The organism is uncultured Parabacteroides sp., from assembly GCF_902493135.1.
Lineage (GTDB): Bacteria > Bacteroidota > Bacteroidia > Bacteroidales > Tannerellaceae > Parabacteroides.
The window spans coordinates 1-14,587 of the sequence record NZ_CABUOD010000003.1; the positions used below are offsets into that span (position 1 = coordinate 1).

13 protein-coding genes are annotated in these 14,587 nt (G+C 42.1%); 4 read left to right on the forward strand and 9 right to left on the reverse strand.

The window, feature by feature from the left end:
• Positions 1 to 17: 17 nt before the first annotated feature.
• Positions 18 to 587, reverse strand: a complete 570-nt coding sequence (locus RDN79_RS01840; RefSeq protein ID WP_298546473.1) for a hypothetical protein — start codon at positions 585 to 587, stop codon at positions 18 to 20.
• 163 nt (positions 588 to 750) lie between these two features.
• On the opposite strand from RDN79_RS01840, the gene RDN79_RS01845 reads away from it, so the two are divergent.
• Complete coding sequence (locus RDN79_RS01845) at positions 751 to 1,386, forward strand: outer membrane beta-barrel protein (RefSeq protein WP_298546475.1); 636 nt, start codon at positions 751 to 753, stop codon at positions 1,384 to 1,386.
• A gap of 482 nt (positions 1,387 to 1,868) precedes the next feature.
• Here the strand turns inward: RDN79_RS01845 and RDN79_RS01850 are convergent, their stop codons facing one another.
• The 8 genes from RDN79_RS01850 to RDN79_RS01885 all read right to left on the reverse strand — a co-directional run bounded on the left by RDN79_RS01850 (position 1,869) and on the right by RDN79_RS01885 (position 11,744).
• Positions 1,869 to 3,044, reverse strand: a complete 1,176-nt coding sequence (locus tag RDN79_RS01850) for an FN3 domain-containing metallophosphoesterase family protein (RefSeq protein ID WP_298546477.1) — start codon at positions 3,042 to 3,044, stop codon at positions 1,869 to 1,871.
• A gap of 23 nt (positions 3,045 to 3,067) precedes the next feature.
• Positions 3,068 to 4,762, reverse strand: coding sequence for a RagB/SusD family nutrient uptake outer membrane protein (locus RDN79_RS01855; RefSeq protein ID WP_298546479.1), 1,695 nt, complete (start codon positions 4,760 to 4,762; stop codon positions 3,068 to 3,070).
• An 11-nt stretch (positions 4,763 to 4,773) separates the two neighbouring features.
• A complete protein-coding gene (locus tag RDN79_RS01860; protein ID WP_298546481.1) occupies positions 4,774 to 8,103 on the reverse strand; it encodes a TonB-dependent receptor in 3,330 nt (1,109 codons plus the stop codon).
• Positions 8,104 to 8,266: 163 nt separating this feature from the next.
• Entirely contained in the window at positions 8,267 to 8,809 is a 543-nt protein-coding gene (locus tag RDN79_RS01865) for a FecR domain-containing protein (RefSeq protein WP_308572848.1), read from the reverse strand.
• A complete protein-coding gene (locus tag RDN79_RS01870) occupies positions 8,737 to 9,309 on the reverse strand; it encodes a FecR domain-containing protein (RefSeq protein ID WP_308572800.1) in 573 nt (190 codons plus the stop codon). The genes RDN79_RS01865 and RDN79_RS01870 overlap by 73 nt, the downstream gene beginning before the upstream one ends.
• A 79-nt stretch (positions 9,310 to 9,388) precedes the next feature.
• Positions 9,389 to 9,988 carry an RNA polymerase sigma-70 factor gene (locus tag RDN79_RS01875; RefSeq protein WP_298546485.1) on the reverse strand — a complete coding sequence of 200 codons (600 nt, stop codon included), beginning with the start codon at positions 9,986 to 9,988 and terminating at the stop codon, positions 9,389 to 9,391.
• A gap of 150 nt (positions 9,989 to 10,138) precedes the next feature.
• Complete coding sequence (locus tag RDN79_RS01880; protein WP_298546487.1) at positions 10,139 to 11,389, reverse strand: hypothetical protein; 1,251 nt, start codon at positions 11,387 to 11,389, stop codon at positions 10,139 to 10,141.
• Between the two features lie 109 nt (positions 11,390 to 11,498).
• Positions 11,499 to 11,744, reverse strand: a complete 246-nt coding sequence (locus RDN79_RS01885; RefSeq protein ID WP_298546489.1) for an RNA-binding protein — start codon at positions 11,742 to 11,744, stop codon at positions 11,499 to 11,501.
• A 402-nt stretch (positions 11,745 to 12,146) separates the two neighbouring features.
• On the opposite strand from RDN79_RS01885, the gene RDN79_RS01890 reads away from it, so the two are divergent.
• The 3 genes from RDN79_RS01890 to RDN79_RS01900 all read left to right on the forward strand — a co-directional run bounded on the left by RDN79_RS01890 (position 12,147) and on the right by RDN79_RS01900 (position 14,586).
• Complete coding sequence (locus tag RDN79_RS01890; protein WP_298546491.1) at positions 12,147 to 13,439, forward strand: inositol-3-phosphate synthase; 1,293 nt, start codon at positions 12,147 to 12,149, stop codon at positions 13,437 to 13,439.
• A 182-nt stretch (positions 13,440 to 13,621) separates the two neighbouring features.
• Positions 13,622 to 14,095 (forward strand): phosphatidylglycerophosphatase A, encoded by a 474-nt coding sequence (locus RDN79_RS01895; RefSeq protein WP_298546493.1) that lies wholly within the window; start codon positions 13,622 to 13,624, stop codon positions 14,093 to 14,095.
• On the forward strand, positions 14,080 to 14,586 hold the full coding sequence (locus RDN79_RS01900) for a GtrA family protein (protein WP_298546495.1): 507 nt from the start codon (positions 14,080 to 14,082) through the stop codon (positions 14,584 to 14,586). Before RDN79_RS01895 ends, RDN79_RS01900 begins: the two co-directional genes overlap by 16 nt.
• Position 14,587: the final 1 nt, after the last annotated feature.

A 14,587-nucleotide genomic window follows, 5' to 3' on the forward strand; every position in this document is an offset into this window, starting at 1 on the left:
ACTTATAATATAGACTTTTATTTTTTAAGCTGTGCTCTTTTATTAATTAAATACACAAAAAGCAACCATACAGCAAAAGTGAACAAGACCCTATGAAACTCTATGTTTTTATTCTTATCTACTGTAGTAGCAAATGGTTTATTTTGAGGATTACTTATATTTGTCCATCCTCCATCTTCGCAATCCATAAAATAGACAAATTCCCTATTTGACCCACATGTTGTTATTTTAAAAACTCCGGCCAAATAACTATTAGTAACAGGTTTAGGATAATCAGCCCTTGCCGTTTTACTATATCCACTAACTTTAGCCAAATCAATTTTAGCTTTCAAATAATTAATAATTTCCTCGCTTGCTCTTGTTTCAGTCTCTTGAGTAGGTGTAATTTCATCTTTTTCGCCCAAAACTTGGTAGCCTTTTAGCGTAAAATCATTCGTGCCATCCAATGATTCTTCATAACAGGCAACGAGTTGCTCTAATTCTGTTGACAACTCGGCATTCTTATCAATGTCTTGCTGCAAGCTATCCTTTTCACAAGAAAAGAATAAAATAGAACATAAAACTGCTGGTAACAAAATTTTTCCCATACACTTTCCGTATTAAATTAAATATTATGCAATATTATATCAAATTTATTCAATACAAACTTTTACATGTGTAATGATAGGCAACAAAAGTTAAATTTGCAAAAATAAACACATTGCGTTAATAACTTCATTATATTTGATACAACTATAAAAAGAGAGTGATATGAAAAAGACATTTATTTTACTTGCATGTTTATTATTGTTTCCTATGTTATCACAATCACAGCTAAAATCGGGAATTGTAGCCGGTGGAGGTGATAGTTGGATGCATAAATCGAAAATCAATACTCTGTTATCATCAGGAGAAAGAAATTTGAAATGGGACCATCGTTTTAGTTTTAATGTCGGATATCAATTCCAATATGAATTTAAAAATCATTTTTTAATTGATGCAGCTCTATTGTATCAAGCAAGGAGAGTGAACATAGCTTTCCAAGAGCAAAGAATTTATCCTAACCTTGATTATGGTGAACAGCAACCGGGAGGTGCTATTTACGATAAAACAAAATTATTTAACGGGTTATCGTTAAATATTGTTACCGGTTATAAACTTTGGAAAGGGTTAAAGGCTGGAATTGGAATGGAACCGACTATTTATTTTAATACGAAAGCCAAAGACAATTTGGAGAATAATAAATTCGACATACCTCTTGTTATGAAAGTCGGTTATGATTTCAACTGGTTCCAAGTCGATCTGTCTTACAAAAATGGATTTAAACGGATTTACTGGAATCATGTAGTCGGCAATACGGAAACAAGAGACCTGCAATTATCGATTTTTGTCCCGTTTTTCAAATGATGGGCTGACATGGGAAAGGAGGTGGACAATAGTTTGGGGGATGGTTTATGCGAAAGGGTAAACAAATATATCATGATTACTTGTCTAAAATACCTGTGAAAGTTCCAATAATACCATTTTAAGAACTGGAAGCTCTTAAAAAAGGCAGTTTCACTACTGACATTTTAATCACATCTTCGACCTTCCAGGCAGCTTTTTTTTCACACCAATCATTTTATATAACAAATAAAAGAAACAACATCAGGGATAATACGAGCAAAATAACAATTCCAAGCCACTCCTCCTTCCTCTATTTACAGTTACCTTAGAAAGGTATGGATGAAAGCCAATCTCTGTACGGCTAACATAACAGATTGTCAATTTGCTATCAAGGCAACCACACTGAAACGTTTTTCATGCAGCTACAAATTTTAATGCGGTTACCCGAATTTCATCCAGAATAACCGCACTTAAATTACATTGAAAGATCAAAATAACAGAGATTATTTTGCCGTATATGACTTTTTTGTAACGACTTTACCATCCAAATCAAGAACCACCAGATTCATCTGACTACCATCAGTCTCCACAGAAACCACACTGTTATTTGAATTTACCAATACCGGAAATTTGATACCGGTACTCGGTTCCTCATATTTGTTCCGATGGAGGTGTCCGCATAGCATCAGATCCACTCCAAGTTCATTCAGGATAGGTACGAATTTCTTCAAGACATCTTTCTGACCATGCCAGATATTAAGATCGGCAGAAGGAGGCATATGTGCAATGACAACTTTAAATTTAGCCTGTTTGAAATCTTCATTTTTATATAATTCCTTCATCCATTCCACCTGGTCCGTACGGTAACCGTCATAATCGGTAATACCGCTGTACTCGATATCGGAATCCGGTTTGTCCTCCCCCGTATCCAACATAATGAAACATACAGGTCCCTGCCTGAAAAGATAATACAGGAACGGTTCTTTCGGAGAGAAATATTTCTGAAACGAAGTAGCAAATACTCCCCGGGTTTCATGATTGCCACGTGCATAGTACATTGGCTTTTCAGAAGCAAACAAATCAATACTTTCTTTCATGAACCCGTTGAAAATAGTTTCCCGATCCTGAAACACAGAGACCATATCCCCATTAAAAATAATCAAGTCCTTATCTTTATAGCCGGCAGCATTCAGCAGTTTCGTGATAATACCTTCACGACCATGAATATCATTAATCATCGCAAAACTTGTCTCTTTCTTCTGCGAATCACAAGTTGTAAACGTCAATGCTTTCTTTTTATAGACATCCGAGGCTGCTACACGTCCGTATATGACAGAAATACCTTCATGCGACAAGACTTCCTGCGCATAGATGCGATACCGGTATGTCGTACCGGGCGTCAGGCCTTTGACCTTAACTGTATGAAGTAAAGAGGTGTTCTTAACTCCGTTAGTCGTATCGAAATATTTAGGCCGTTCCTCTCCGTAATAATGCGTTCCATCATCCGGAGCCAATTCCACCCAACCGATGGAAGGTTTATCCGCCTCCCAGACAATGGTCGCTTCATTCTCTTTTACATTCTGCAAATAAGGTCCGTAAAGAATCTTTATCTGCGCAGTTGCCACCTGAGTGGCAACTGTGAGTAGAAGGGAATATATCAATTTTTTAATATACTTCATTGTAAATACGTTTTATTGATCTATTAATAACCATCGTTCTGAACCAATTGAGGGTTCGCGTCCATTTCCGCCTGCATAATAGGCAGATGGAACTGCTTCTTGTCGAAATAACGCACTTCGACCAAACGGTCTTCGCGAGAAGCATTCACATCGATCACGGCACGACGGTCCGGATCCGGTTCGTCATAATCGACGGTTCCGCACAAACGATACAAGTCACCCGGCATAACAGTCTCTGCCACTTTTCTTCCGGTCTTGGCTCCGGTCTTGTCGTATTCGTCCCAGCGAACGATATCTTCAAAACGGAACCCCTCACCGGCCAATTCTATCGTGCGTTCCCTTCTTACCAGTTCGCGTACTTTGGCCTGCGTATCGTATTTGGAACGGTCGACAGCGATATGACCTCCGCGCAAACGTAACCGGTCGATGATATTCATTGCTTCCTGCAAATCTTGGTTCAGTTCGACCAAACATTCGGCTTTCGTCAACAATATTTCCGCATACCGGAAGATGATCGGGCACAAGGCATCGTCGTTCATGGAAGTAGAATATTGTCCTTGGTTAGGATACAAATATTTAGCCCACAACATTCCGGTATGAGAGGCATTATCTGCCGCCGTATAATAATCCTTATTGGAAGAACCATCCGGCAAGGTCTTATCAAGCGTATTGAAAATTCGTGGCACGCCATTGCGTCCAACCCAATCCAATCCGGAATAGATAACCGTATTTTTCAATCGCGGATCACGATTATAGAACGGATGGACCGGATCATAGCCGGAACCGGCTTCATCGATCAACTTGCCATCCGCCATTTCAAACATATCAACCATGTTTTGAGTCGGTACAAAAGAGGCCCAACCGCCATCCGAATTGTTATAGAAACGGATCACATCACCATATTTATAGGTAGTTTGAACATGTTCGTAAGTGCAAATAATTTCCTTCGAATCCTGTCCTGCCATAGAAAACATATTCAGGAAATCGGGATCTAACTCATACTGATTCAATGCTATTACTTTATTAGCAGCATCCAAAGCCTCTTCATAATTCCCCCACAACAAATTGAAGCGAGCGATCATCGAAAGGACTATACCTTTTGCAATACGTCCCTTTGCAGCCGGTTTCTCTGCTATATGTTCGGCACTCCACATCAAGTCATTCATAGCATGTTCTTTCACTTTTGCTTCCGGTTCGCGCGGTAGTTTGGCATCGTCGGCCGTTGCAGGAACAAAATCCATGATAACGGCATCCCCATACCAGGTAGCCAGATAAGCATGGCTATATCCCCGAATTGCACGCACTTGCGCCAGAAAATCATTCTTCTCCGTTTCCGTCATAGCGGAAGCCGGAACCAAATCGATATTTTCAATTACGAAATTACAACGGCGTATCGTTTCATACTGCCTCCAATAATTCGGAGCCGCAGTAGGAGAAACGCTGCCTCTCCCCATGTTTCTCATGTTAGAAGCGTTCGTATAATTGAAACCGATATCCGAATAGCTGTCTTCGTAGAAGATAAACTTCGAGCCGACATAGTTATTGACCCACCAATTATAGGCGGCAGTTACAGCGGCATCGACATCCTCGGAAGTGTTCCAGAATGTGTTTGTAGTCAACTGATCTTTCGGATTCAGATCAAAGAAATCATCACAAGAAGTAAAGGCTCCTGCCCCGGCAAGACAAAGAGCGAGACTTAATATTTGTTTTAGTTTCATATTACAATCATTTAAAACGTTACATTAACACCGATTGAATGGCTTTTATTAATCGGATAAATATCCAAATTGCCAGAAGAAGACTCAGGATCTGCATTGAAAGGCAGACTGTCAAAAGTAAAGAGATTCTCGCCTGTATAATAAATCTTCGCATTGGCGATACCCAATTTATTCGTAACAGCCTTCGGGAACGTATAACTGAAATTGATATTCTTAATACGCAAATAATCCGTATTCATAGCCCAGAAAGAAGAACGGCATTTATTAGGTGCACTAACGGAATTTTCTTCCAAGAACAAACGAGGCCATTCTGTGTTCGTATTTTCAGGAGTCCAAGCCTCCAGCCAGTTCGTACTCGGATGAGAAGTATCACCAATAAAGGAACCGACAACATCTCTTGTGAAATAGCGATTTGTGCCTGTCACACCTTGCATAAATACCGACAAATCAAAATTTTTCCATCCTGCACTCAACGTCAGACCATAAGTCGTTTTCGGTTGTTGTGTACCTTTGATCACACGATCTTTTGAGGAAAGTTTCCCGTCTCCGTCTGCATCCTTAATACGAAAATCACCCGCTTTGAAAGGAGCGGACCACGGATTACCATATTGCTTTTCATAAGCAGCAGCCTCTTCATCACTCTGGAATAATCCGTCTACCTCATAGACATAAAATGATTGATAGGGTGCACCGACACGGTTAATCAGATAATCGTCGATAATCTCATTGACACCGGCCAAATCCAACAACTTATTCTTATTATAGGAAAAATTCGCATTGACACCCATTCTCCAATCCTTATTGAAGGAATGGTTCCAGGCGAGACTTGCTTCCACACCGCTGTTTCGTAAAGAACCTTTGTTGTCCTGATACGTCCCCGATATACCGAATGTATCGGAAACGGGAATATCCATAATGATGTCGGATGTCTTACGGTTATAATATTCGGCACTCAACATAAACTCGTTCAAGAAATTGGCATCAAAACCGATCCCCCAGTTTGTCGAATTTTCCCAGGAAATAGTCGTTACCTTATGGCTTACAACCGTGATACCCTGGTGAACCGTTCCACCGAACGGGAAGTTTTTACCAATATATAAAGTAGGCAAATAGGGATAATATTCATCCGATACGGCATCCTGGTTTCCGAGCAATCCCCAAGATCCTCTGAACTTCAATGACTGCAACCAGCTACGCGTATTTTCCATAAAATCTTCTTCCGAAATACGCCATCCGGCAGAGAAAGACGGGAAATATCCCCAACGATAGCCCTTTGCAAAGCGGGAAGAAGCATCGGCACGGAAATTAGCTTCCAACAGGTATTTGCCTTTGTAGTCGTAATTGAGACGTCCGAAGTAAGACAATAAAGCCAGTTCACGAGAATAACCGCTATTGGTTTGCGTCGAAGAATCGCCACCGTTCAAATCGGTTACTTCACTGTTCGGAAAACTCTTACGGAAGGCTTCTAATTTCCGGTAATCATACTTTTCGATCTTATAACCAGCCATCGCTTTGAAATGATGGTCCTGGTTAAAAGTCTTGTCGTAATTCAACAATGCATCCAACGTATAACGGCTCCATCTCGAAATCGTTTCCGTCAACTGATCCGGTCCGTGATAATTAACGTCGTCATACCAACATTCCTTGCGATAATCTTTTGTTTCCTTAATATTCGTCACATAAGCGCCCTGCAATGTAAAAGTCAGGCCGTCTATAATATGATAGTCAAAGGCCAGCACCCCAGAGAAGTTCTGCTGCAAATGATATTTCCGGCTGTCGATATCCAACCAAGCAGCCGGGTTTCCATCCGATATCGAACCGTAAGAACCATCTTCTTTTTTATATGGAATCCAGGGAGCTATACGATTGGCTTGCCATATAAGTTGGTTAGAACCTCCTCCATAAGATGCATTTGGTTCGGAATACTGATTATGGATAAAGGCCATATTCGTACGCATCGTAAATTTATCCGATAACTTAATATCCAAATTCGTACGCAGATTGAACTGGGAACGGTCGGAATTCTTCATCGTTCCCTCCTGTCCTAAAAAGCCGGCCGAAGCCATGTATTTCACATCCTCGGAACCTCCGCTGACATTAAGATTATGTTTATGCAGAAAGCCAGTCCGGTAAATATAGTCTGTCCAAACCGTATTCGGATGGCCATAAGGGTCTGTTCCATCCTGAAATAAACGGAGATCGTCATCTGTAAAACGGGGAGATGCGCCGTCCTGTGTCAACAACTGGTTATACAAACGAGCATAATCATAAGAGCTCAGGCGATCGATCAAAGTCGACACATTCGAAAAACTGACATTACCATTGTAAGAGACTGTCGCTTTACCGGTTTTCCCCCGTTTGGTCGTAACCAGGATTACGCCATTGGCAGCCTTAGAACCATAGATGGCAGCCGAGGCTGCATCTTTTAAAACAGAAATAGATTCGATATCGTTCGGATCGATCGAATCGAAAGTTCCGGTTTCAATACCATCCACCAAAATATACGGATTGGCGTTGTTCAAGGTACCCACCCCGCGAACACGGATAGTCGAACCGTCATCACCGGGCCTTCCCGTTCCGGATGTTATCGTAACCCCCGGAGTCAATCCTTGGAGAGCGGAAGATACATTCGTCACCGGCCGGTTGATCAATTCGTCTTTGCCAATCGTGCTCACTGCACCGGTAAGATTCACTTTTGTTTGTGTACCATAACCGACAACAACCACCTCATCCAGATTCTGAGTATCTTCGTGAATCGTAATTTTATAATTGTTTTTTCCTTTTGCGACGGCAACCTCCTGGTCTACATAACCGATATAGGAAATCATCAATATCGCACCGTCTTCAATGCCTTCCAATGTAAAATCACCGTCGACATTTGTCACCGTACCGACCCCGGCACTTCCTTTCACAATGACATTCGCCCCGATAACGGGAAGGCCGGTATTATCGACGACCGTACCTCTGATTGTCTTTCTGACTTGTTGAACACTTGCCAAAGACACACTTTTTGTCTTGACGTTATCTTGCAGGAAAATCCGGTTATCGACTATCCGATAAGAAATATCCGTATTCTTAAATACTTTCTTTAAAACACTTTCGATGTGTTCATTTTTTACACGGACAGATACTCTTGAGATTTCTTTACTCAAGATGGATTCATCATAAGAAAATTCATAACCCGTTTGCTGACTGATGCTTTGTATGACCCTACCTACAGTTGTCCTATTCAAAGACAATTCCAGATTCACATACAAAGTATTCGCTTCATTTGCCGCCATTACAGGCGATGCTGCGACTAAGAATGCAGATAATGTCGCAATAGATACTTTTTTATTCATACCATGTGATTCGTTTTTGTTAGTACTATTAAAAATGAGTTAACTTTTTAACGGGTTCTCTCGTACCCGCCAATAACACTTCCCATACCGGACAGCGTTTTTTAATTAACCGCTGCAAAGAAACATCTCCGATATTACGGAACCGTTTACATCAGATTACATTTCAATTTCCCATAGACATACATTTTTTTGTTTGTTTTTCAGATATATAAATTTCGGAATTCTCAATCCGATAGGTAATCGGCGCCAGATAGCACAGTTGCTCCAGGACATCCGGCAAACGCTCGTCTTCATTGATCACGCAACGAAACCTGCGTTGAGCCAACTTCGACGACTCGATATTTACATTTACATTATATTTGATTGATAATTGGTTGGCGATTTCACGAAGTGTAGTATTCTCGAAAACCAGTTGGTTAAAGCGCCATGTAGCACAGACATTCACATCGACATGCTCCGTAAAACAAGTATTTTCATTCAGGGAAAAAGTAACTCGTTCTCCCGGATTCATTTCTAAAATATTCTTTCCGTTCAGGGTTTGTAAACTGATACTGCCTCTTACTAAAATAGTTTCGACAGTCTTATTCGCGGCGTCGACATTAACATTAAAGGAGGTTCCGTGTACCTCAACCTTCACATAATCGGTAGCAACGATAAATAGTGATTTTGCATTCTTTGCGATGTCAAAGAATGCTTCTCCTTGCAGGGAGAAGCATTCTTTGCGATGTCAAAGAATGCTTCTCCTTGCAGGGAGACCGTTCGGTTGACGACACTGAATGACTGCGGTATTTTCAATACCGAATTCCCCCTCAACCAAACAACCGAACCATCATCCAACGCTACTTTTTTCACGCCTTCACTATCGCCTAAAGCTATAGTCATATAAGTTTCCGGCTTAAAATAATTCCATCCGACAGACGAAAACGAAACAAGCAGTAGAATAACAGCTGCATATTTCAACAAAGAACGGACAGTTCCATAACGCCTTGTCCGATTAATCCGGGCATTTATCTTTTCCAAAGCCCTATCTATCCGCTCGTTGTCCGCATACTTCGCAGCATTCCACGAAAGACGTAAACGGAATACTTCAGAAAAAACAGTTTCATTCTCAGTCGACAAATCACGCCATCTCATCACCTCCTCCATTTCTTCCGAGGAGAGGTTGCCAACCAAATATTTTGCCAAAAGTGCGTAATTGAACTCCATTTTATACTTTGTTATATAAGCTAAACGACCGACAACGAAAAACTACTGAGCAAAAATGACTTTTTTTTGTTTATTCTTATCAAGCATGTATGCCATGAGAAAGAAAAACGGCACAAAACATATAATAATCATTCTTGGACATGCGCCCCTTCAGAAACCGGAGGACTAAATACAAATGGTTTTCTACCGTGCGTTGCGGTATCCGGGTCTGTTCCGCAACTTCTTTTGTCGTCAACCCTTTTATATAGGCAAGGATGAAAACTTCACGACGCTGTGCTGGCAGGTGTTCCAGCAATTCATACAAATGGCGGTAAAACTCCTTAACGGAAAGCTCCTCTATAACGGGATTGTCGCTTTTCAGCAGATTCTGATAATCTTCCAGATATTGTTCGTAAGTATAAGAATGGTATTTTTCAATCGAAAGGTTTTTCTTGAAATAGTCCAGGCAACGGGTATAAGCGGATTGAAAAAGATAGGAATGGAAACCATCACCGACATATAGCTTTTCACGGTTTTCCCAAACATACAAGAAAACATCCTGAACAATATCCTCAGCTGCCTTTTGCTCAACCATAGAAGCAACATAAGCCATCATCCGGGGATAGTAGTAACGGAAAACACCATTAAAGGCTTCTCTACTCCCTTTCTTCAATTCATACAATAAAGAAATATCGAACATATTACCAGTGATTTAAGATCATTCTATTAACATCCCGCCTACAAAAATAATAATATTTTTACAAACTTTGCTTATTTAACAAGGGCGATTATTGCAGCCCTGCTTTTCGCCCTGTTCCGTTTGGGCAGAAATCGGGATTACTATTAACCCTTAGAATTTCTTTATCAGGAAAGACGGGTTTACCCGCAGATAAATTCCGGCAGAGAAACTGGTTTTGGCAAACGATTTATAGCCATCCTGCTCCGTACCGCGAAAAACGACAGGCAGATGTTCATATATATCCAGATCGATGCCAAGCGAGAAACCTTTTGCCAATTCACGCGAATACTCCAAGCCAAAGTAAACACAGGAAGGATCATCGAAGGCAAGACCTTCATCAGATGTCGAGACAGCCCCGTAAAACGGACTGCCGAACATGGAAATAAACTGATGGCATCTCCAATAGGAAGTCTTCACACGGAAATCATAAATATCGGCAGACGCGCGTACATATACACCATAACCGTTATCGAAAGGCCATAACTTACCGGCCTGCTGATAATAGCCGGTAGCATCCAGCTCCACATTCACGTTCTTGAATATCTCATGACCTGTGTTCCACACGCCTCCGACTCCGACAGCACCGTTCATCAATGTCTGGACAGAATTGGTCAGGATCGTATCGATCTCTCCTCCCCGATGCTGGGCCAAAGCCTGCAAAGGAGCATAAAAATGAAAACGCGAATCCGGATCGTTGAACTTGAAACGGGCGGACAACCCGACCGTAAATGCTTCCTGGTGGACATCTTCCCTGAAAATAAAACTTTCCCAGTTCACCCACGCATCCAAATCGAACCGGCGCGAACTATACAACAATTGCAATCCCATCTCCGGATCGGCAATCATATTCAGTTCCGGATTGTACAACGGCTCTATCAGGTTATGATTGGCCGCCCCATACAAATCGCCCAGCACGATATTCACATGATCGGACAAAGCCACCTGCGCCCGGAACCAGGGAAGTGCATGAAAACCTTTCTGGTACTGATCACCTTTCCAATGCGCAATATCCTGGTAAGCCATATTCGGATAGCGATTCGCCCCCCAGAAACGTTGCAGATGCACACCGGCTTCGAGTTTCAGCATTTCCAACGGATAATAGACCGCCTTCGCCTGCAACCAAAGCCCCGGCAACGTATAGCCTTTCATAAACGAACCGGTATATTCGTCATCCTTGAAGAAACTCAGGTTATCTATTTCGACCGAAAGTTCCCCCTTCTTTACCGGATCGATCCGGTAATCCGTCTTGAAAACGCGTTCCGGAATCTGAGCATGAAGTGTAGAGACAATTGAAGTTCCCGTCAAACAGAACAGGAAGCACAGGCTAATGCGCAAACAGGAAATATTTAAAACACTTTTCATCAACTGCTAATTTAAGTGCAAACGTAACAATTAAAAAGGAATAAACGAAGAACGGGGATATAGAATCTTGTCCATATCCCCGTTCATATACTTTGATGCTATTCTTTTATTAGCGTCTCGGTGTTGCTTCTTTTACAACCATCTGGCGACCTTCGTATTCAGCGCCGTTCAATTCTTCGATAGCGTTCTTTGCTTCGTTTTCGTTAGGAAGTTCTGCAAAAGCAAAACCTTTAGAACGACGAGTGTCACGGTCAATGATCAATTTAACTGATTCAACTGTACCATACTCTTCCAAAACCTGTTGTAAGTCTGATTCTCTAACCCGATAGTTCAGGTTACCAATGTAAATATTCATACAAAAATGATATAAAATAATTAATAAAAAAATTGAAACAATAAAACTTTTAGGAAAGATCAATGTCTGCTAAATCATATTCTGCTATGAATATTAAGTCGGAGATAAAGAACTACACAAACAGTTTTGCTTGTCGGTTACAAAGGAAAGCATTTAAAATGGATAATGCACTATAAAAGTGGAAAAAATATTCATAACAATCCAAAAAAAGATTCTTTAAACATACTTTTCCCCGGGAATCGACCTACAATCAAGGGGAGCCGGAAAAAGAGGCTCCGGTACAATTATAAGTAATACAAGCCTATTTTATAGTATTTCAGACCAATTAAGCCGACATATAGCCTTTTATGTCTCACCCAGAAAGCCTAATTTTGTCCCCAATCATTTTGAACTTAATTTGACATGGAAAAAATCGAAGTTAAAGAAGCCAAGGGTAAACTTGGTATTCTGGTTGTTGGGGTAGGTGGTGCAGTTGCCACTACCATGATTACAGGTACGTTAGCTGCACGTAAAGGATTGGCAAAGCCTATCGGCTCAATCTCACAGTTAGCGACAATGCGTTTAGAAAACGGAGAAGAAAAAGCGATCAAAGATATTGTTCCTCTGACCGACCTGAATGACATCGTTTTCGGCGGATGGGACATTTTCCCCGATAATGCATACGAAGCGGCTATGTACGCAGAAGTTCTGAAAGAAAAAGACCTGAACGGCGTAAAAGACGAATTGGAGGCAATCAAGCCGATGCCGGCCGCATTCGACCATAACTGGGCAAAGCGTTTGAACGGCACGCACATCAAACAAGCTGCCACCCGCTGGGACATGGTTGAACAGCTCCGCCAGGACATTCGCGAATTCAAGGCTGCCAACAACTGCGAACGCATTGCCGTCCTGTGGGCTGCAAGTACGGAAATCTATATTCCGCTGTCTGACGAGCACATGTCTCTCGCCGCTTTGGAAAAAGCGATGAAGGACAACAATACGGAAGCCGTTTCTCCAAGTATGTGCTACGCTTATGCCGCCATCGCAGAAGGCGCTCCGTTCATCATGGGTGCTCCCAACCTGTGTGTGGACACTCCCGCCATGTGGGAATTCTCCAAGAAAATGAATGTGCCTATCTCAGGTAAGGACTTCAAGAGCGGACAGACTTTGATGAAAACGGTACTGGCTCCGATGTTCAAAACCCGTATGTTAGGCGTAAGCGGCTGGTTCTCCACCAATATCTTAGGGAACCGCGACGGCGAAGTATTGGATGACCCCGCAAACTTCAAGACAAAGGAAGTCAGCAAGCTGTCTGTCATTGACAATATCTTCGAACCCGAAAAATTCCCGGACCTGTATGGAGACGTATATCATAAGGTACGCATCAACTACTATCCACCCCGCAAGGACAATAAAGAAGCATGGGACAATATCGACATCTTCGGTTGGATGGGCTACCCGATGGAAATCAAGGTGAACTTCCTTTGCCGCGACTCCATCCTGGCTGCTCCTATCGCGCTTGACCTGGTGTTGTTCAGCGATCTGGCCCTGCGTGCCGGCATGTGTGGCATACAGACTTGGTTGTCGTTCTTCTGCAAGAGCCCGATGCACGACTTCGAACATCAGCCCGTACATGACCTGTTCCAGCAATGGAGAATGGTTAAACAGACGTTGCGCGATATGATCGGAGAAAAGGCTCCTAACTATCTGGACTAAAATTCAAGGTAATACAAGTTCAGTTTCATAGGGATGAAACTTTTGTTCCATGCCTATGAAACTTTTGTTCCATGCCTATGAAACTAAAATTCCATCAGCATGGAATTCTCGATATAACTTTCTCCCGGATAAGGGGGAAAGTTTTATTATTTTTATAACTTTGCACACATTTTACTGACAGGATGAAAAGAGTTCCACTAATTCATATTATTATAGCAACAGGCTTTGGCTCCGGCTTTTCTCCGTTTGCTCCGGGAACGGCAGGGGCCTTATTAGCTACGCTGATCTGGCTTGCATTGTCTTGCGCCGTATCTCCTACCCTGCTTCTTATTATAACCGCTTTACTGGTCGGCGTTTTTACGATTGCCGGCATCCGTTCGGCAAACGCAGTCGAACCCATTTGGGGAGAAGATCCTTCGCGGGTAGTGGTAGACGAGATGGTAGGTGTCTGGATTCCGCTTCTGGCAGCCCCGGCAGGTAACCTGTGGTATGCACTGGCGGCATTCGCGCTATTCCGCCTGTTCGATATTTTCAAGCCGTTGGGCATCCGCAAGATGGAAAGCTTCAAAGGCGGAGTCGGAGTCATGATGGATGATATTTTGGCTGGAATATACAGCCTCATCCTATTAATCGGTGCAAGATGGTTGATTGGATAAAGAAAAGTGCAAGAGCGTTTTCGGAGAAAGGCGGGATATTCATGTTCATACGCGCCCAATTTTCTTCGCAGATCGCCAGCGCAACAGACTTTCTGGTTACAATCTTGTTGGTCAAATTATTTGGAATTTATTACGTGTATGCGACCTTCACGGGATCTGTCTGCGGCGGGATCGTGAACTGCATCATCAATTATAAATGGACATTCAAATCCAAAGAATGCAAGAAACGGCATGTGATGGTAAAATACATATTGGTCTGGATCGGTAGTATTTTGCTGAATACCTGGGGGATCTACTTCATGACGGAAACGATCAGCAGGAATCCTTGGGTCCAGGAGACGCTGAAACACTATATCGACGACTTGTTCGTCTTCTCCAAGATAGTCGTCTCGCTGCTTGTCGGATTTCTTTGGAACTATAATATGCAACGTGTCTTTGTCTACAAGAACTGTAGGATCAAAGGCCGTTTCCAGAAAGCGAATTCAAAATAGA

Excerpts from the sequence above, each read along its gene's own strand:
- RDN79_RS01860 (WP_298546481.1), bottom strand. The coding sequence starts at position 8,103 with ATGAATAAAAAAGTATCTATTGCGACATTATCTGCATTCTTAGTCGCA.
- RDN79_RS01870 (WP_308572800.1), bottom strand. The coding sequence starts at position 9,309 with ATGGAGTTCAATTACGCACTTTTGGCAAAATATTTGGTTGGCAACCTC.
- RDN79_RS01850 (WP_298546477.1), bottom strand. The coding sequence starts at position 3,044 with ATGAAGTATATTAAAAAATTGATATATTCCCTTCTACTCACAGTTGCC.
- RDN79_RS01855 (WP_298546479.1), bottom strand. The coding sequence starts at position 4,762 with ATGAAACTAAAACAAATATTAAGTCTCGCTCTTTGTCTTGCCGGGGCA.
- RDN79_RS01840 (WP_298546473.1), bottom strand. The coding sequence starts at position 587 with ATGGGAAAAATTTTGTTACCAGCAGTTTTATGTTCTATTTTATTCTTT.
- RDN79_RS01895 (WP_298546493.1), top strand. The coding sequence starts at position 13,622 with ATGAAAAGAGTTCCACTAATTCATATTATTATAGCAACAGGCTTTGGC.
- RDN79_RS01875 (WP_298546485.1), bottom strand. The coding sequence starts at position 9,988 with ATGTTCGATATTTCTTTATTGTATGAATTGAAGAAAGGGAGTAGAGAA.
- RDN79_RS01845 (WP_298546475.1), top strand. The coding sequence starts at position 751 with ATGAAAAAGACATTTATTTTACTTGCATGTTTATTATTGTTTCCTATG.
- RDN79_RS01885 (WP_298546489.1), bottom strand. The coding sequence starts at position 11,744 with ATGAATATTTACATTGGTAACCTGAACTATCGGGTTAGAGAATCAGAC.
- RDN79_RS01880 (WP_298546487.1), bottom strand. The coding sequence starts at position 11,389 with ATGAAAAGTGTTTTAAATATTTCCTGTTTGCGCATTAGCCTGTGCTTC.
- RDN79_RS01900 (WP_298546495.1), top strand. The coding sequence starts at position 14,080 with ATGGTTGATTGGATAAAGAAAAGTGCAAGAGCGTTTTCGGAGAAAGGC.
- RDN79_RS01890 (WP_298546491.1), top strand. The coding sequence starts at position 12,147 with ATGGAAAAAATCGAAGTTAAAGAAGCCAAGGGTAAACTTGGTATTCTG.